At 61.5% G+C, this 16,211-nt stretch carries 16 protein-coding genes; 8 read left to right on the top strand and 8 right to left on the bottom strand.

The genetic code is table 11. From position 1 onward, the window contains the following. Position 1: 1 nt before the first annotated feature. Positions 2-1,252 carry a cyanide-forming glycine dehydrogenase subunit HcnC gene (gene hcnC, locus ACTYOL_RS27475; RefSeq protein WP_153774325.1) on the top strand — a complete coding sequence of 417 codons (1,251 nt, stop codon included), beginning with the start codon at positions 2-4 and terminating at the stop codon, positions 1,250-1,252. Positions 1,253-1,454: 202 nt separating this feature from the next. On the opposite strand, the gene lpdA is transcribed toward hcnC, so the two are convergent. Then, complete coding sequence (lpdA, locus tag ACTYOL_RS27470; protein ID WP_054892994.1) at positions 1,455-2,855, bottom strand: dihydrolipoyl dehydrogenase; 1,401 nt, start codon at positions 2,853-2,855, stop codon at positions 1,455-1,457. A gap of 206 nt (positions 2,856-3,061) precedes the next feature. Here lpdA and cfaB point away from each other — a divergent pair, with 206 nt between their 5' ends. Continuing rightward, positions 3,062-4,246 carry a C17 cyclopropane fatty acid synthase CfaB gene (gene cfaB, locus ACTYOL_RS27465; protein WP_153774326.1) on the top strand — a complete coding sequence of 395 codons (1,185 nt, stop codon included), beginning with the start codon at positions 3,062-3,064 and terminating at the stop codon, positions 4,244-4,246. Between the two features lie 40 nt (positions 4,247-4,286). Here the strand turns inward: cfaB and cls are convergent, their stop codons facing one another. Then, the gene (cls, locus tag ACTYOL_RS27460; protein WP_063541882.1) at positions 4,287-5,726 is read right to left on the bottom strand and encodes a cardiolipin synthase; all 1,440 of its coding nucleotides are present in this window, start codon (positions 5,724-5,726) and stop codon (positions 4,287-4,289) included. Between the two features lie 130 nt (positions 5,727-5,856). Here cls and ACTYOL_RS27455 point away from each other — a divergent pair, with 130 nt between their 5' ends. Continuing rightward, positions 5,857-6,387 carry a DUF3617 domain-containing protein gene (locus ACTYOL_RS27455; RefSeq protein ID WP_054892991.1) on the top strand — a complete coding sequence of 177 codons (531 nt, stop codon included), beginning with the start codon at positions 5,857-5,859 and terminating at the stop codon, positions 6,385-6,387. Positions 6,388-6,391: 4 nt separating this feature from the next. On the opposite strand, the gene folE2 is transcribed toward ACTYOL_RS27455, so the two are convergent. Continuing rightward, a complete protein-coding gene (folE2, locus tag ACTYOL_RS27450; RefSeq protein ID WP_200603734.1) occupies positions 6,392-7,279 on the bottom strand; it encodes a GTP cyclohydrolase FolE2 in 888 nt (295 codons plus the stop codon). A gap of 25 nt (positions 7,280-7,304) precedes the next feature. Further along, positions 7,305-7,688: a glutamine synthetase gene (locus ACTYOL_RS27445; protein WP_151925859.1), complete on the bottom strand. Its 384-nt coding sequence runs from the start codon at positions 7,686-7,688 to the stop codon at positions 7,305-7,307. A gap of 113 nt (positions 7,689-7,801) precedes the next feature. Between ACTYOL_RS27445 and zigA the strand changes: the two genes are divergently transcribed. From zigA to ACTYOL_RS27430, 3 genes are all read left to right on the top strand, one after another. Further along, positions 7,802-9,010: a zinc metallochaperone GTPase ZigA gene (gene zigA, locus ACTYOL_RS27440; protein ID WP_153774329.1), complete on the top strand. Its 1,209-nt coding sequence runs from the start codon at positions 7,802-7,804 to the stop codon at positions 9,008-9,010. Continuing rightward, positions 9,007-9,639 carry a DUF1826 domain-containing protein gene (locus ACTYOL_RS27435; protein WP_323453530.1) on the top strand — a complete coding sequence of 211 codons (633 nt, stop codon included), beginning with the start codon at positions 9,007-9,009 and terminating at the stop codon, positions 9,637-9,639. Before zigA ends, ACTYOL_RS27435 begins: the two co-directional genes overlap by 4 nt. An 84-nt stretch (positions 9,640-9,723) precedes the next feature. Continuing rightward, complete coding sequence (locus ACTYOL_RS27430; RefSeq protein ID WP_444757373.1) at positions 9,724-10,698, top strand: CobW family GTP-binding protein; 975 nt, start codon at positions 9,724-9,726, stop codon at positions 10,696-10,698. Here the strand turns inward: ACTYOL_RS27430 and ACTYOL_RS27425 are convergent, their stop codons facing one another. Next, positions 10,699-11,091: a DUF3301 domain-containing protein gene (locus ACTYOL_RS27425; protein WP_054892985.1), complete on the bottom strand. Its 393-nt coding sequence runs from the start codon at positions 11,089-11,091 to the stop codon at positions 10,699-10,701. Between the two features lie 120 nt (positions 11,092-11,211). On the opposite strand from ACTYOL_RS27425, the gene pdxY reads away from it, so the two are divergent. Beyond that, positions 11,212-12,084 carry a pyridoxal kinase PdxY gene (gene pdxY / locus ACTYOL_RS27420; RefSeq protein WP_200603731.1) on the top strand — a complete coding sequence of 291 codons (873 nt, stop codon included), beginning with the start codon at positions 11,212-11,214 and terminating at the stop codon, positions 12,082-12,084. Position 12,085: 1 nt separating this feature from the next. Here pdxY and ACTYOL_RS27415 read toward each other — a convergent pair whose 3' ends face one another. Beyond that, positions 12,086-12,565: an acyl-CoA thioesterase gene (locus tag ACTYOL_RS27415; protein ID WP_054892983.1), complete on the bottom strand. Its 480-nt coding sequence runs from the start codon at positions 12,563-12,565 to the stop codon at positions 12,086-12,088. Between the two features lie 324 nt (positions 12,566-12,889). Here ACTYOL_RS27415 and ACTYOL_RS27410 point away from each other — a divergent pair, with 324 nt between their 5' ends. Beyond that, positions 12,890-14,650 (top strand): cation:proton antiporter, encoded by a 1,761-nt coding sequence (locus tag ACTYOL_RS27410; RefSeq protein WP_063541866.1) that lies wholly within the window; start codon positions 12,890-12,892, stop codon positions 14,648-14,650. Between the two features lie 134 nt (positions 14,651-14,784). On the opposite strand, the gene ACTYOL_RS27405 is transcribed toward ACTYOL_RS27410, so the two are convergent. Then, positions 14,785-15,192, bottom strand: coding sequence for an SMI1/KNR4 family protein (locus tag ACTYOL_RS27405; RefSeq protein WP_063541864.1), 408 nt, complete (start codon positions 15,190-15,192; stop codon positions 14,785-14,787). Between the two features lie 115 nt (positions 15,193-15,307). Continuing rightward, entirely contained in the window at positions 15,308-16,159 is an 852-nt protein-coding gene (locus ACTYOL_RS27400) for a Tim44 domain-containing protein (protein WP_054892980.1), read from the bottom strand. Positions 16,160-16,211 lie beyond the last annotated feature (52 nt).

The following is a 16,211-nucleotide window of genomic DNA, read 5'->3' as shown; positions in this document are numbered from 1 at the left end:
CATGAACAAGACCTATGACATCGTCATCGCCGGCGGCGGGGTGATCGGCGCCTCCTGTGCCTATCAGTTGTCCAAGCGCAAGGGGCTGAAAATCGCCCTGATCGACAGCAAGCGCCCAGGCAATGCGACACGAGCCTCGGCTGGCGGCCTGTGGGCCATCGGCGAGTCGGTGGGCCTGGGGTGTGGCGTGATCTTCTTTCGCATGATGTCCTCGCGCAACAAACGCGAGGCCCATGGCGCAGCAGTGGCGGTGGATTCGAGCACGCCGCATATCCTGCCGCAGTGTTTCTTCGATCTGGCTCTGCAGTCCAATGCACTTTATCCACAGCTGCACCACGAATTGATCGAGCGCCATGGCATGGACTTCAAGTTCGAGCGCACCGGATTGAAGTACATCATCCAGGACGATGAGGACCAGCTGTACGCCGAGCACATCGTCGCGCAGATCCCGCACCTGGCGGACCAGGTGCGCTGGCTGGATCGCCAGGCACTGCGCGAGCGCGAGCCGGCGGTGACCCTGCAGGCCAAGGGGGCGCTGGAGTTCCTCTGCGATCACCAGGTCAGCCCGTTCCGCCTGGGCGACGCCTACCTGGAAGCTGCGCGTCAGAACGGCGTCGATCTGTATCTGAACACCAACATCACCGATGTGCTGCAGGGGAACTCGCAGATCAAGGGTGTACGCACTGCCGAGGCGGGGGTTTTCCATTGTCACACCTTGCTCAATGCCGCTGGGGCTTGGGCGGGCGAGCTCAGTGAGTGGGCCACCGGTACTTCGATTCCGGTCAAGCCGGTGAAAGGCCAGATCGTTCTCACCGAACGTTTGCCCAAGCTGCTCGATGGCTGCCTGACCACCAGTGATTGCTACATGGCGCAAAAGGATAATGGCGAGGTACTGATTGGCAGCACTACGGAAGACAAGGGCTTCGATGTCAGCAATACCTTCCCCGAAATTGCCGGGTTGGTTCAGGGGGCGGTGCGTTGTGTACCGGAGCTGGCGCAGGTGAGCCTGAAGCGTACCTGGGCGGGGCTGCGTCCCGGGTCGCCGGACGAACTGCCTATTCTTGGCCCTGTGGATGAGGTGACTGGCTACTTCAACGCCTGTGGACATTTCCGCACAGGGATTCTCACCTCGGCAATCACCGGCGTGTTGCTGGACAAGGTTATCCACAACGAGCCACTGCCGCTGGATATCACACCTTTCCTGGCGAGACGTTTCGGGCGGGCTGTGGATAAGAACTGGGCGGTGGGGTAGGGCATGGGCGGCCGCTCCTGCAGGCGTGGTAGCCGCTGCAGGAGCAACTGTCTTGTCCAAAATCTAGGGTCAGCCCAATCCCCTGTGGAGCGGGTTTACCCGCGAACAGGGGCGTAGCCCGTGCCAGGCAGCGCGGTGTCCTTTTCGCGGGTAAACCGGCTCCCACAGGGGCCTGCGCTGCTTTTGCAGAAGCGGCCTTGTCTTAGATCTGCATCGCCATCCCTTCCACGTTCATCGCTGCCTGGCGTAAGGCTTCGGAGCGAGTCGGGTGTGGGTGGCAGGTCAGGGCGATATCCTCGGCCGACGCGCTGAACTCCATGGCCACGCAGAATTCGCCGATCATCTCGCTGACGCTCGGCCCGACCAGATGCACACCTAGCACCTCGTCGGTCTCGGCGTCGGCCAGCACCTTGGCGAAGCCTTCGGTCTCATGGTTGATCTTGGCGCGGCTGTTGGCGGTGAAGGGGAACTTGCCGACCTTGTAGGCACGGCCCTCTGCCTTGAGCTGCTCTTCGGTCTTGCCAACGCTGGCCAGTTCCGGTCGTGTATAGATGACGCCGGGGATCAGGTTGTAGTTGACCTCATGGGCCTTGCCGGCAATACGCTCGATGCACGACACCGCTTCGTCTTCGGCCTTGTGCGCGAGCATCGGGCCGGAGGTGACGTCGCCGATCACCCAGATGCCGGGGACCTGGGAGCGGTGGTGGTCATTGGCGAGCATGCCGCGTTTGTCGGTCTGCAGGCCGACGCTCTCCAGGTTCAGGCCCTGGGTGTACGGGCGGCGGCCGATGGCCACCAGCACATAGTCGGCCTCCAGGGTTTGCGCGTCGCCGCCAGCGGCAGGCTCAAGCGTCAGGCTGACGCTGCTCGCCGAAGGCGTGGCCTGGGTCACCTTGCTGCCGAGCTTGAAGCTCATGCCCTGTTTGGCCAGGGCTTTTTGCAGGGTCCTGGCGGTTTCCTCGTCGGTGCCGGGGCAGATGCGGTCGAGGTATTCGATCACGGTCACCTCCGCCCCCAGGCGACGCCAGACCGAACCCAGTTCAAGGCCGATCACGCCTGCGCCGATGACCACCAGGTGCTTGGGGACCTGCGGCAGCGCCAAGGCGCCAGTGGAGTCGATGATGCGTTGGTTATCGATATTCACCCCTGGCAGCGGGGTTGGCTCGGAGCCGGTGGCGATCACGATATCTTTGGCCTGAAGCGTGGTTTCGCTGCCATCCTCGGCCTTGACGATGACCTTGCCGACGCCGTCGAGGCGGCCCCAGCCCTTGACCCAGTCGACCTTGTTCTTGCGGAACAGGTACTCGATACCCTTGGTCAGGCCGCTCACGCTTTCGTCTTTCTGCTTCATCATCTGCGCCAGGTTCAGGGTCGGCTTGACCTCGATGCCCAGGTGCGCGAACTCGCTGCCGCTGGCGGCTTCGTACAGCTCGGAGGCGTGCAGCAGCGCCTTGGAGGGCATGCAGCCGACGTTCAGGCAGGTGCCGCCGAGAGTCGAACGTCCTTCGACGCAGGCCACGCTCAGGCCCAACTGACCGGCACGGATGGCCGCGTTATAGCCGCCAGGGCCGCCACCGATGATCACCACATCATAGGATTTCATGGGATTCACTCCAGGGAAGAAGAATGCGCGAGAGGGGGCACAAGGTTAGTCGCTGAATCGCGGATTGTATACAATCTGTTAGTCGCGGCATGGCCGATAGTATTGGACTATGGTCGCTATAAAAGGAAACTTCCGATGAATGAACTACCCTGATCCGGTGACGCTCGAATCCTTGTACGGCGTCCGTAATTGAAAGGGGGTCTTTCATGCTTGCGCAACTTCCACCTGCGTTGCAGAGCCTGCACTTGCCTTTACGTCTTAAGCTGTGGGACGGCAACCAGTTCGATCTAGGGCCTAGCCCGCAGGTCACCATCCTGGTCAAGGAGCCTCAGTTGATCAGTCAGCTGACGCACCCGAGCATGGATGAACTGGGCACAGCCTTTGTCGAGGGCAAGCTTGAACTCGAGGGGAACATTGGCGAAGTCATCCGCGTTTGCGACGAGCTCAGCGAGGCTTTGCTCAAAGACGATGAAGATGTAGTCCCGGTGCGCACCTCGCACGACAAGAAAACCGACGCCGAAGCCATTTCCTACCATTACGACCTGTCCAACGAGTTCTACCAACTGTGGCTCGATCCGGACATGGCTTATTCCTGCGCCTACTTCAAGGAGCCGGACAACACCCTCGCCCAGGCCCAGCAAGACAAGTTCGACCATCTGTGTCGCAAGCTGCGGCTGCAGGCCGGCGATTACTTGTTGGATGTCGGCTGCGGTTGGGGCGGCCTGGCGCGTTTTGCCGCACGCGAATATGGCGCCAAGGTGTTCGGCATCACCCTGAGCAAGGAACAATTGACGCTGGGGCGCCAGCGGGTCAAGGATGAGGGGCTGTCCGACAAGGTCGACCTGCAGATTCTCGACTATCGTGACCTGCCCCAGGATGGCCGTTTCGACAAGGCGGTCAGCGTCGGCATGTTCGAGCACGTCGGCCATGCCAACCTCGAACTGTACTGCCAGCGACTGTTCGGCGCCGTACGTGAAGGCGGCCTGGTGATGAACCATGGCATCACCGCCAAGCATGTGGATGGTCGGCCGGTTGGGCGAGGTGCTGGGGATTTCATTGATCGTTATGTATTCCCTCACGGCGAGCTGCCGCACATCTCGATGATTACCGCGCGTATCTGCGAGGCAGGGCTGGAGGTGGTAGACGTGGAAAGCCTGCGTCTGCACTACGCCAAGACCCTCAATCACTGGAGCGAAAACCTCGAGAACCAGCTGCATCGCGCTGCGGCGCTGGTGCCGGAGAAGACGCTGCGGATCTGGCGGCTGTACCTGGCTGGATGCGCCTATGCCTTCACCAAGGGCTGGATCAACCTGCATCAGATTCTTGCAGTGAAGCCGTATGCGGATGGCCATCACGACCTGCCGTGGACGCGTGAGGATCTCTATCGTTGATCAAGACGGGGCCGCTTATGCGGCCCCGCTACTTTTCCGGCTACAGAATCGGTGAAATCAAGCGCGCGATGCGCATCCCCAGCTGCTGCAGCCGATGAGTGTCACGGCTGTCTTCGGCGGTTATCTCCCGCGATTGCTCGAAGTCGCACAGCAGCATGGCCTCGACCTGATCGGCAAAGGCGCGGTCGATGGTCAGCAAGGTGATCTCGAAATTCAAGCGGAACGAGCGGTTGTCCATGTTGGCGCTGCCGATGGCGCTGACATCATCGTCCACCAGGATCACCTTCTGATGCACGAAGCCCGGCTGATAACGGAATATGCGCACCCCGGCCCGCACAGCTTCGAAGGCGAACAGGCTGGAGGCGGCATAGACGATCTTGTGGTCGGGCCGTGACGGAATCAGTATCCGCACATCGACGCCGCGCAGCACTGCTAGGCGCAGTGCCGCGAAGACGGCTTCGTCTGGAATGAAGTAGGGGCTGGTGATCCAGATACGCCGTGTTGCCGACTGAATCGCTTCGACGAAGAACAGTTGGCAGGTCTCCTGTGGGTCCGCCGGGCCGCTGGCAAGCACCTGACACAGTACGCCATCTTCTGGATAGGCATCGGGCAGGATCAGCGGTGGCAGCTCACGGGTGGCCCAATACCAGTCTTCGGCGAACGACTCCTGCAGACAGGCCAGCACCGGTCCGCTGACCTGCACGTGGGTATCGCGCCAGGGTGACAGGCGTGGATTGCCGCCCAGGTACTCATCACCGACGTTGTGCCCACCGACGAAACCCTGGAGTCCGTCAACCACGACAATCTTGCGGTGGTTGCGAAAGTTGACCTGGAAGCGGTTGAACCACCCACGGCGCGAGGAGAACGCCTGGATCTGTACACCGCCCTCGCGCAGCACCTGGCTGTAGCGCGCCGGCAGGGCATGGCTGCCGACCTGATCGAACAATACGTAAATCCTTACCCCTTCGGCGGCCTTGCGCAGTAGCAGTTGTTGCAGCTCCTGGCCGATGGCGTCGTCGTGGATGATGAAGAACTGCACCAGCACCGTGTCCCGCGCCTCGCCGATGGCAGCGAAGATCGCGTCGAAGGTCGCAGTGCCATCGATCAGCAATTTCACCTGGTTGTTGGCCAGGCAGGGCATGCGACCAAGCTTGGGCATGGCACGCAGTGCCGCGTAGCTTTCCGACTCCCGGGCGGTCAGGGCTTCCTCCACCCAGGGGCGCCAGTTGAGGTCGGCCATCGCCACGTGCATCTCCTGGTTGGCTTGTCGCCGCGCCTGTATATAGGCGTAAAAGGAGCGGGCGCCAAAGATCAGATAGGGCACCAGGGTCAGGTAGGGAATGAAGAACAGTGACATTGCCCAGGCGATTGCGCCTTGAGCGGTACGCACAGTGAACACCGCATGCAGCGCAGCGATGATGCCCAGGAAGTGAATCAGTCCGAGCAGGTAACCGAAGAAGTAGGGGCTGTGGTAATCCATACGCATCCTGCATTCCAAGAGCACTGCCGCCTAACAGAGCATGTTCCCGGGGCCACTTGCAACCCACGGGCGAAAAAGACGTCTAAGGCTCTGTCCGGCCTGGAGCCGGTCTTTCGAGGAGCACTGATCCATGAAGATTCGTCTGCCACTGATTGCCCTGGCACTGGGCCTGGGCAGCCCGCTGCTGGCGCAAGCGCAGATGCTGCAACCCGGTCTTTGGGAGTTGACCACCAGCAACATGCAGGTCGACGGCAAGCCATTGCCCGACATGGCATTCATGCTCGGCCAACTGAAGAACCTGCCGCCGGAGCAGCGCGCCATGATGGAGGGTGCCTTGGCCAAGCAAGGCATTACCGTGGGGGGCAATGGAGTGCGCTCGTGCCTGACGCCAGAGCAGGTGGCTACCAATGATATTCCGCTGCAGGATCCGCAGTCGGGTTGCACGCAGAAGATCACCGACCGTCAAGGCAACGTCTGGAAGTTCCAGTTCAGTTGCCCCAAAGCCCAAGGCACCGGTCAGGCAACCTTCCTCAGTGATCGCGAATTCACCACCCAGGTCAGCGGCACCTTCAATGCCTCGGGCGTTCAGCAGCAGGGCAGCATGAACACCCGGGCGGTGTGGCTGGGTAATGATTGCGGGAACGTACGTCCACGCAGCTAGCGCCTCACCATTGCCACTGGCTGGCAGCCACTGCGTCGTGGGCATGCAGGCTTTCCGCATGTTCCACGCGCAGATCGAAGCCGGTGGCCCATTCCAATTCGCGCAGCGCCAGGTGCACGCGACGCGCAGCATCTTCACAGAACATCAGGTTCTGACCATTGGCCAGGGCGAACGCCTGTTCGTCGGCTCTTTTCACGGCCGTCTGCACGGCGGTACCCAATGCGTTTTCCACGGTATCGATCAGCGCGTTGAGCGGAAGCGTTTGCAGGTTGTCCCGCAGACGCACCTTGATGAAGGCCTGGCTGCGCTGGCTGTGGGGCGTCGCAACGATACCTGCACTGCTGCCCAGCCATTGCAGAATGGCCTGCGGGTCGAGCGTCTGGTTGGCGAAGTCCTTGAGAAATTGCTGCTGGATGAGCTGGCGCGCCAGCGCAGCGGAGCATGGGCAGGTGGATGAGTAGGGGATTTCCACGTGTTGTTCCACGTGGAACATCTCGTTTTCGATGCGTGCATCAAGGGTGATCGGGTAGCGCTTCCAGCCCTCCAACGGGCTGACAAGCGCTGGACGCTTAATCAGATAGTCGAATTTCAGGCGCAGGTAGGCGCTGGACGAAAGCCCTTCATGGCTGTCGAGAAAGCGGGCCAGGAGCTGGCGCAATGCCAAGGGCGTCAGTTCAGTGTGCTCCAGTGCCTCCAGCGCAAGGTAAAGGCGCGACATATGGATGCCGCGCGATTCACCATCATCCAGGCTCACGCCGGCATCAGCCCAGGCGCTCAGGCGGTACCCGTTCAGTTGCACAGGCAGGGCGATACCGCGCATACCGACCCAATCCAGGGGTTGGAGCTTGTGGCTGGTTTGTGCGGCGATGTCGGGAAGCATCAGGCTGGTCATCGATAGAGTCCATGAAGAAGGGGCTTCAGCGGCAACCTCCGATCAAGCTGCAATGCAGGTTGAAACGTTGGCCGCTTGAGCTGGATACGCGGTTCAGGGTGGTCCAGCCGACGCGCCGGCTGTAGCCCACCCAGGCTTCGCCGTCGCTGGCCAGGCCGGTGAAAAAGGTCATCTGTCCATAGCGGCTGTTGGTCTGCGCCCAGAGTCGTCGACTGTTGCTGTCATACCCGCGCAGATGAAAGTCTCGGCCTTCGGTTCGCACACTGTAGTAACTGCCTTTGCCGTCTTCGCAGGCCAACAGCGTGGCGCTGCGGGTGCACAACGCCAGGCTGGGCTGTGGGATCGCAGCGTAGAGCGGGATGGGCACGGCAAGTGCCAGCAGCAATAGGGCGAGGTTCGAGTGCTTCATGTCCATCCTCTCGGGCAGCCGTTCGACAGACGCGGCTTGGCGAAATTGTATTGTTATATTATAACGTTGTGCAATGCATCGTTTCGAATGCGCCTTGCCCGATGAGGTTCACCATGACCAACCGTCTTCCCGTTACCGTGCTGTCCGGCTTCCTCGGGGCCGGCAAGAGCACGCTGCTCAACCATGTCCTGCGCAACCGTGAAAATCTGCGGGTTGCGGTGATCGTCAACGACATGAGCGAAATCAATATCGATGCCAGCGAGGTACAGCGTAATGTGAGCCTCAATCGCGCCGAAGAAAAGCTCGTCGAGATGAGCAATGGCTGCATCTGCTGCACCCTGCGCGAAGACCTGCTCGAGGAAGTGGCCCGGCTCGCCGACGAAGGCCGCTTCGATTACCTGCTGATCGAATCCACTGGCATTTCCGAACCACTGCCGGTGGCCGAAACCTTCACCTTCCGCGACGAACAAGGCCGCAGCCTCTCCGACATGGCGCGCCTGGATACCATGGTCACGGTGGTCGACGGCCTCAACTTCCTGCGGGATTACCAGGCGGCGGACAGCCTGGCCAGTCGTGGCGAAACCCTGGGTGAGCAGGACGAACGCTCGATCAGCGACTTGCTGATCGAGCAGATCGAGTTTGCCGACGTGTTGTTGCTGAGCAAGATCGACCTCATCAGTCAGCACGAACGCGAGGAACTGACCGCGATCCTGCGCAGCCTCAACGCCCGTGCCCAGATCGTGCCAATGGTGATGGGCCAGGTGCCGCTGGAGCGTATTCTCGATACCGGGCTGTTCGACTTCGAGCAAGCGTCCCAGGCGCCGGGTTGGTTGCAGGAACTGCGCGGCGAGCATGTGCCGGAAACCGAGGAGTACGGCATCGCCTCGACCACCTGGCAGGCACGCAGGCCGTTTCATCCACAGCGCTTTTTCGACTTTATCCACAACAGCTGGAGCAATGGTCGGTTGCTGCGTTCGAAAGGCTTTTTCTGGTTGGCCAGCAAGTACCAGGAAGCCGGCAGTTGGTCGCAGGCAGGCGGCATGATGCGTCATGGGCTGGCGGGTCGCTGGTGGCGTTTCGTACCGCGTGAGCAGTGGCCGCAAGATGAAGAGAACCTCGAAGCGATCCTCAAGCAGTGGACGGTCGATTCTGGCGACTGCCGCCAGGAGCTGGTGTTTATCGGTCAGAACATCGACTTCGCACGGTTATCCACAGAGCTTGAAGCGTGTCTGCTGACGGACGATGAGATGGAACTCGGGCCGATGGCCTGGTTGCGCCTGAATGATCCGTTCGGCCCCTGGTATGAAGAGGCGGCAGCATGAAGGCGGCACCTCGGCTTGTGGATATCCGCCAGGCGTTCGGCGAGTCGCCGCAGGTGATGACAGACATCCTGCAGGATGGCGTCAACCTGGCCGTGTGGCAGCGACGCTTACCGGCGCAGGTCGAGGACTTCGCGGCCCTGCTGCTCAATCTTGGCCAGCCGATGTCGGATGAACGTGTGATGGAGGTGGATGAGCGTGAGCCGCCGGTGTTGCATCGCTTGCTGCCCGAGGCGGCCGATCTGCACGGTTACGAAGGTTTTGTGGCTGACGTGTCGTGGTTGGTGGCGGCCTATACCTGCCTGCTGGGCGCGCGCCGCGTGGGCTTGCGGCTGAGGCTGCTCGACGGGGCGATGTGCCCGCGCTTTCATGTGGATCATGTCCCACTGCGTCTGCTGACCACCTATGCGGGGGCCGGCAGTGAGTGGTTGGAAGAAGGCGACATCGACCGCAGCCGTTTGCAACTGGCCGAAGCACCTGTGGATAACATTCGGCGCTTGCAGGCGGGGGATGTGGCCTTGCTCAAGGGAGAGAAGTGGTTGGGTAACGAGGGGGCAGGGCTGGTGCACCGCTCGCCGCCGACGCCGCCGGGAGAGAAGCGGCTGTTGTTGAGTCTTGATTGGTTGGGGTGAGGGCTTTGCCCGCGAAGAGGTCCGTAAAGGCAACGAACCTGTATCCACGATAGACTGGCATCACGTCCACCTAGATTCCGAGCCATGTTGCAGCACATTCCCACCTACGTCATCGCCGGCCCACTGGGCGCAGGCAAGACCAGCCTGATTCGCCACCTGCTCGGTCAGCGCCCGGAAAACGAACGCTGGGCGGTGCTGGTCAATGAGTTCGGCCAGATTGGCCTCGACGCTGCGCTGCTCAGCACCGACGAGGCCGGCGTCGCCATCGGCGAGGTGGCGGGCGGTTGCTTGTGTTGTGTCAACGGGGCGCCATTCCAGGTCGGCCTGGGGCGTCTGCTGCGCAAGGCCAAGCCCGACAGGCTGTTCATCGAGCCTTCCGGCCTCGGTCATCCCGTGCAATTGCTGGAGCAGTTGAGGCGCGCGCCCTGGATCGGTGTGCTGGATGTCCAGCCCTTGCTGATGGTGCTGGATGCTGTCGCCCTGGCGCGGGGTGAACCGCTGCCCGATGCGCAACAGCAGGCAGTGGCGCAGGCGGGGTTGTTGATTTTCAACAAGTCAGAAGATGTGGATGATGCACAGCGTCTGTTGATAACTGCGGCGTTTGGCGAAATCAGGGCGGTGTGGACGGATCATGCTGCGCTTGCCCTGGATAACCTGCCCATTTTGTCCACAGAGCCCCTACCCCCAGCGGATCTTTCCTGCCTGCCTGTGGACAGTGCACCCGTCAGCTTGGCTGCCCTGTGGACAGATCCGCGCCAACCCATCTGCCAGGAGCAGCAAGGTGAGGGTGGGTGGAGTGTGGGCTGGCGCTGGCATCCGAGCCAGCGCTTCGATGAGGATGCATTGCGTGGCGTGCTCGCACAATGGGCGTGGCGGCGAGCCAAAGGGGTTATCCACAGCACCCAGGGTTGGCAATCATTCAACGGCCTGGGGCGCGGTGTGCCTGAGTGGCGTTCAAGCGAATGGCGCAGGGACTCACGTATCGAGCTGATCTTCGATCAGCCCCAGCCGTTACAGCCCCTTCAAGCAGCCATCGAGCACTGCCGCGTAAACGGCTGATCAGTTGCGCCAGCGGTTATGCTCCTGGCGCCATTGCTGCATTTCGATAACGTTGTCGGTGCGCGGCGGGGTCTTGATCTCGAACGGATAGGGTGCCAGTTCGATCTGTACGGTATGGGCGCCGAACTGGGTCACGGTGCCGGGGTGACGCTGTTCGCCAGTAACGGTGAACTCGAAGGCATAGACCCGCGCCAGGCGCTTGCGGCCATTGGCATCGCGTACGAAGGCGATGCGCTTGAGGGCCACGGCGTCGTCTAGCAGCTCCAGGTCGAGCTTCGCACAATGCTGCTTGACCCGTTCCAGCGCCTTCTCACGCAAGCCATGGTTGTGCCACAGCCAGGCGCCAGCCGTCGCCAACAGCATCAGGACGAACAGGTTCTCCAGGGTCAACATTTGCATATGCTCCAGACAGGTGGCTTCAGCTTAACTGCGTGCCTGGCCTGTCGTACAGGTGGCTTTCGGGTTCATACTGATCGACTTTCACTTATCCACACAGCTTCGGAAGTCTCCTGCATGAAACGTACACCGCACTTGCTCGCGATCCAGTCCCATGTGGTCTTTGGCCATGCCGGAAACAGCGCCGCGGTGTTTCCCATGCAGCGCATCGGCGTCAATGTCTGGCCGCTCAACACTGTGCAGTTCTCCAACCACACTCAGTATGGCCAGTGGGCTGGCGAAGTGCTTGCTCCGGAGCAAATTCCTGCGTTGGTGGAAGGCATTTCCAATATCGGCGAGCTGGGCCATTGCGATGCAGTGCTGTCGGGTTACCTGGGCAGTGCCGAGCAGGGGCGGGCGATCCTGGCCGGCGTCGAACGGATCAAGGCGGTCAACCCGCGTGCGCTGTACCTGTGCGACCCGGTGATGGGGCACGCCGAGAAGGGCTGCATCGTGCCCCAGGAGGTCAGCGACTTCCTGCTTGAGCAGGCGGCGTCGGTGGCTGACATCCTCTGCCCGAACCAGCTCGAGCTCGACAGTTTCTGTGGTCGGCATGCGCAGTCGCTGGAAGATTGCGTGGCCATGGCGCGCGGCCTGCTGGCACGTGGGCCGCAGGCGGTGCTGGTCAAGCACCTGGCCTACCCGGGGCGCGGCGAGGATGCTTTCGAGATGCTGCTGGTGACCCGCGAGCAGAGCTGGCACCTGCGCCGCCCGCTGCTGGCGTTTCCGCGTCAGCCGGTTGGAGTCGGTGACCTGACCTCGGGGCTTTTCCTGGCGCGGGTACTGCTGGGCGATTCGTGGCTGCAGGCCTTCGAGTTCACCGCGGCGGCGGTGCACGAAGTGCTGCTGGAAACCCAGGCCTGCGCCAGCTACGAGTTGCAGCTGGTGCGGGCGCAGGACCGTATCGCCCATCCGCGGGTGCGGTTCGAAGCACAGGTGCTGGCGTTCTAGATCACTCGGTCTTCAGGTCCTGGTAGCGCTTCTCCAGCTCCTGGCGGATCTGGCGGCGCTGCTGGCCCTGCAGGAAGCGGCGCTTCTCTTCGCTGTTCTGTGGCTGACGTGGCGGCACCGCGACCGGGCGGCGATTGTCGTCGACCGCGACCATGGTGAAGAAGCAGCTGTTGGAGTGGCGAACGGAGCGCTCGCGGATGTTCTCGGTCACCACCTTGATGCCCACTTCCATGGACGTGTTGCCGGTGTAGTTGACCGAGGCGAGGAAGGTCACCAGTTCGCCGACGTGCACCGGCTCGCGGAAGATCACCTGGTCCACCGACAGGGTCACGACATAAGTACCGGCATAGCGGCTGGCGCAGGCATAGGCCACTTCGTCGAGGTATTTCAGCAGGGTGCCGCCATGTACGTTGCCCGAGAAGTTGGCCATGTCCGGCGTCATCAGGACGGTCATGCTCAGCTGGGCGTTTCCAGGTTCCATAGTGTGCTCACGGTGAGGTTGCGCTGAAACGGGGCGGGTATCTGCAGACACTTCTGTTCCCCTCTGTTGAGGTTTCCCATCCTGGAAACGGACGTCGCTCGACGGTCCGTCGTCACGCCGATCATGCCATTACCTCGTGCGCTTTTGCCGATCTGTTTCTACATATTGCACGGGCGTTTGACGAGCGGACGCGATGTTACCCTGAGTACGCCCATGCAACATGGGTGTTCCACCCTTCAACACAATCTGTACTAGCTGCTCGATCGGGGATGCCTGGCAGAGGAGCGGTCTGCCCCCGTGCGTAGAGAAAAGGAGTGCCACGCCATGCATGCCATAAGCTTCATCCAGGATCTGGCCGTGATCATGCTGGTCGCAGGGGTGGTAACCATTCTTTTCCACAGGCTGCGCCAACCAGTGGTGCTGGGCTACATCGTCGCCGGTTTCATCATCGGCCCTCACACGCCGCCGTTCGGCCTCATCCACGACGAAGACACGATCAAGACCCTGGCCGAGCTCGGGGTGATCTTCCTGATGTTCTGCCTGGGCCTGGAGTTCAGCCTGCGCAAGCTGTTCAAGGTGGGGGCGACCGCCTTCATCGCTGCCTTCCTCGAAATCGTGCTGATGATCTGGATCGGCTTCGAGATCGGCCGCTGGTTCGGCTGGAGCACCATGGACTCGTTGTTCCTCGGTGCCATCCTGGCGATATCCTCGACGACGATCATCGTCAAGGCGCTCAACGACCTGAAGATGAAGAACGAGCGGTTCGCGCAGCTGATTTTCGGCGTCCTGATCGTCGAGGACATCCTCGGCATCGGCATCATCGCCCTGCTTTCAGGCATTGCGGTCAGCGGTACGGTCAGTTCCGGCGAGGTGTTCTCCACTGTCGGCAAGCTGTCGCTGTTCATGATCGTGGCGCTGGTCATTGGCATCCTGCTGGTGCCACGGCTGCTGGCCTACGTTGCGAAGTTCGAGAGCAACGAGATGTTGCTGATTACCGTACTGGGGCTGTGCTTCGGCTTCTGCCTGCTGGTGGTCAAGCTCGAGTACAGCATGGTGCTGGGCGCCTTCCTGATCGGTGCGATCATGGCCGAATCGCGCCAGTTGCTGAAGATCGAGCGCCTGATCGAGCCGGTACGCGACCTGTTCAGCGCCATCTTCTTCGTCGCCATTGGCCTGATGATCGATCCGCAGGTGTTGATCGACTACGCCTGGCCGATCGTGGTGATCACCCTGGCTGTGGTGCTGGGCAAGATGCTCTCCTGCGGCATGGGCGCCTTCATTGCGGGCAACGATGGACGTACCTCATTGCGTGTGGGGATGGGGCTTTCACAGATTGGCGAATTCTCCTTCATCATCGCTGCCCTGGGCATGACCTTGCAGGTCACCAGCGACTTCCTCTACCCAGTCGCAGTGGCCGTCTCGGCCATCACCACCTTGCTCACGCCTTACCTGATTCGTGCCGCGGATCCCCTGTCGATTCGTCTGGGCAAGGTGGTACCGCAGCGCCTGTCGCGGGTGCTGTCGCTGTATGGCGAGTGGTTGCGCAACATTCAGCCTCAAGGCGAGGGCGCCATGCTGGCGGCGATGATCCGGCGCATCCTGCTGCAAGTGGGGGTGAACCTGGCACTGGTAATCGCCATCTTCTTCAGCGGTGGTTACTTCGCGGTACGCATCGGCACCTGGTTGAGCGAATGGATCGGTGATGTCGGGCAGCAGAAGGCGGTGATCTGGGGTGCGGCATTGTTGTTGTCACTGCCCTTCCTGATCGCCGCTTATCGCAAGCTCAAGGCGCTGTCGATGCTGTTGGCGGAGATGGGGGTCAAGCCGGAGATGGCCGGGCGTCACACTCAGCGCGTGCGCCGCGTGATTGCCGAAGTGATTCCGCTGTTGTCGCTGCTGGTGATCTTCCTGCTGCTGTCGGCATTGTCGGCGAGCATCCTGCCGACCAACGAGCTTTTGCTGGTCATCGCCGTGGTCGCGGCCGTGGTGGTCGCGCTGTTGTGGCGTTGGTTCGTGCGCGTGCATACGCGCATGCAGATCGCCCTGCTGGAAACGTTGGAGAACAGCCGCGATCACTCGCATTGAGGGGTGATCGCTCCCTGCGCAAGACTTCATGGTAGTCCGAGGGGATCAGGCGGTAACGATGTCGCCAGGCGCAGAAAGCCTGGCGATTCTACGAGTAGTTAATGGCGGTGTGCCATTATTTTGCGCATTCGGGTTCAGCTTTCCAGCCAGACGTCCCGCGCCCAGTGCCACACCGACTCCCAGCTTTCCTCGCCAACGATTTCTTCGTCGCCATCCCACAGCACTACCGTGCCGTCTTCCTCGACGCAGTAGTAACTGTCGCCGTCCTGGCAAAGGGGGATCAGGTCGCGTGGTACGCCGGCATCCCAGGCATTGGCGGCAACATCAGGCAAGTAGGTGTGCGACTGCGGGTCGGTGACAGTGACCGGCTCGAGGGAACCGTAGACCACGTCGCTGACGGTCAGCAGGAATTCCTTGAAGACGAAGGGAATGTTGATGAACAGCTGTTCTTCGATTTCGACCAGTTGGTCTTCGTCGGGAAGCTCCAGGGGCACGGGTACTGGCTCATTGGCTTCACGGAGTTGTTCGATCACTTCTTCCACAGTTCACTTCCTCTTACCTTGATGACAACGCTGCGCGTTATACCCTAGTAGCCCAGTGTGGCAAAAGCAAAAACCCCGGGACAGGCCCGGGGTTTTTCTGTGAAGCGCGTCAGAATCAGCCGTTCTGGCGGATACCGGCGAGCATCCAGGGCTGGTTCTCGCCCTGTGCACGCTCCATGTGCCAGCTTTCGCTGAAGGCCTCGCCCTGATCGAAGCGCGAGTTCTTCGATACGCCACGGAAGGTCAGGGTAGCGATGGTCTTGTCGGCGCGGTCGTCGACGCCTTCCAGCTGCACATCGAGGTCGTCGATGTAGGTGGACTGGAAGCCATCACCTTGCTCGGCACGCTCACGCTTGAGGAACTCGAGCATTTGCGGGGTAACGAACTCGGCGATCTTGTCCATCTCGTTCGCATCCCAGTGCTGCTGAAGCGTCTGGAAGTGGTTGCGGGCAGCGGCCAGGAAGCTCTGCTCGTTGAACCAGGCCGGGGCGTTGATGACTGGCGCGGCGGCGACAGGCGCGGCCGATCCACCGAAGATCGATTGCGCAGGCTGTTGTTGCACTTCACGCTGGTAAGGAGCGTGGCCGGCGGCTGCGGCAGCTTGCGGCTGCTGCTGGCGACGGCGCGCAGCGATGAAGCGGAAGACCAGGAAGGCGATCAGGCCCATGATCAGGAAGTCGAGGATCTGCATGCCCTGGAAGCCGTCTCCCATGAACATGGAGGCGAGCAGGCCACCGGCGGCGAGGCCGGCCAGAGGGCCCAGCCAGCGCGAAGCACCGCTGGCAGCGGCCGGTGCACGGCCTGGAGCGGTCGGCGCGGCGGCAGGCGTGGTTGGGGAGGCTTGGCGGGTCTGGTGCATAGGCGCAGCGCCCGAGCTCTTGCCACCGCCGAAGCGCTTGGCGTTGGCGTCGAGGCTCAGCGTCAGGCCGACGCAGAGCGCCAGTGCGATGCTAAGAAAACGTTGCATAAGATGGGATTTCCCGTTTTGTGGATTGCACGCGCGTCATGGTGCACATGAT

It is taken from the genome of Pseudomonas sp. A014 (assembly GCF_052378495.1).
GTDB lineage: Bacteria > Pseudomonadota > Gammaproteobacteria > Pseudomonadales > Pseudomonadaceae > Aquipseudomonas > Aquipseudomonas machongensis.
Note: the sequence above shows the minus strand (reverse complement) of the source record. Positions and strands in the feature narration are given on the sequence as shown.

Bases quoted from the DNA above. Each gene is read 5' to 3' on its own strand.
- ACTYOL_RS27410 (WP_063541866.1), top strand. From the start codon at position 12,890: ATGCATGCCATAAGCTTCATCCAGGATCTGGCCGTGATCATGCTGGTC.
- folE2 (WP_200603734.1), bottom strand. From the start codon at position 7,279: ATGACCAGCCTGATGCTTCCCGACATCGCCGCACAAACCAGCCACAAG.
- ACTYOL_RS27455 (WP_054892991.1), top strand. From the start codon at position 5,857: ATGAAGATTCGTCTGCCACTGATTGCCCTGGCACTGGGCCTGGGCAGC.
- pdxY (WP_200603731.1), top strand. From the start codon at position 11,212: ATGAAACGTACACCGCACTTGCTCGCGATCCAGTCCCATGTGGTCTTT.
- hcnC (WP_153774325.1), top strand. From the start codon at position 2: ATGAACAAGACCTATGACATCGTCATCGCCGGCGGCGGGGTGATCGGC.
- ACTYOL_RS27430 (WP_444757373.1), top strand. From the start codon at position 9,724: ATGTTGCAGCACATTCCCACCTACGTCATCGCCGGCCCACTGGGCGCA.
- ACTYOL_RS27415 (WP_054892983.1), bottom strand. From the start codon at position 12,565: ATGGAACCTGGAAACGCCCAGCTGAGCATGACCGTCCTGATGACGCCG.
- ACTYOL_RS27400 (WP_054892980.1), bottom strand. From the start codon at position 16,159: ATGCAACGTTTTCTTAGCATCGCACTGGCGCTCTGCGTCGGCCTGACG.
- ACTYOL_RS27445 (WP_151925859.1), bottom strand. From the start codon at position 7,688: ATGAAGCACTCGAACCTCGCCCTATTGCTGCTGGCACTTGCCGTGCCC.
- ACTYOL_RS27425 (WP_054892985.1), bottom strand. From the start codon at position 11,091: ATGTTGACCCTGGAGAACCTGTTCGTCCTGATGCTGTTGGCGACGGCT.
- ACTYOL_RS27435 (WP_323453530.1), top strand. From the start codon at position 9,007: ATGAAGGCGGCACCTCGGCTTGTGGATATCCGCCAGGCGTTCGGCGAG.
- cfaB (WP_153774326.1), top strand. From the start codon at position 3,062: ATGCTTGCGCAACTTCCACCTGCGTTGCAGAGCCTGCACTTGCCTTTA.
- lpdA (WP_054892994.1), bottom strand. From the start codon at position 2,855: ATGAAATCCTATGATGTGGTGATCATCGGTGGCGGCCCTGGCGGCTAT.
- zigA (WP_153774329.1), top strand. From the start codon at position 7,802: ATGACCAACCGTCTTCCCGTTACCGTGCTGTCCGGCTTCCTCGGGGCC.
- cls (WP_063541882.1), bottom strand. From the start codon at position 5,726: ATGGATTACCACAGCCCCTACTTCTTCGGTTACCTGCTCGGACTGATT.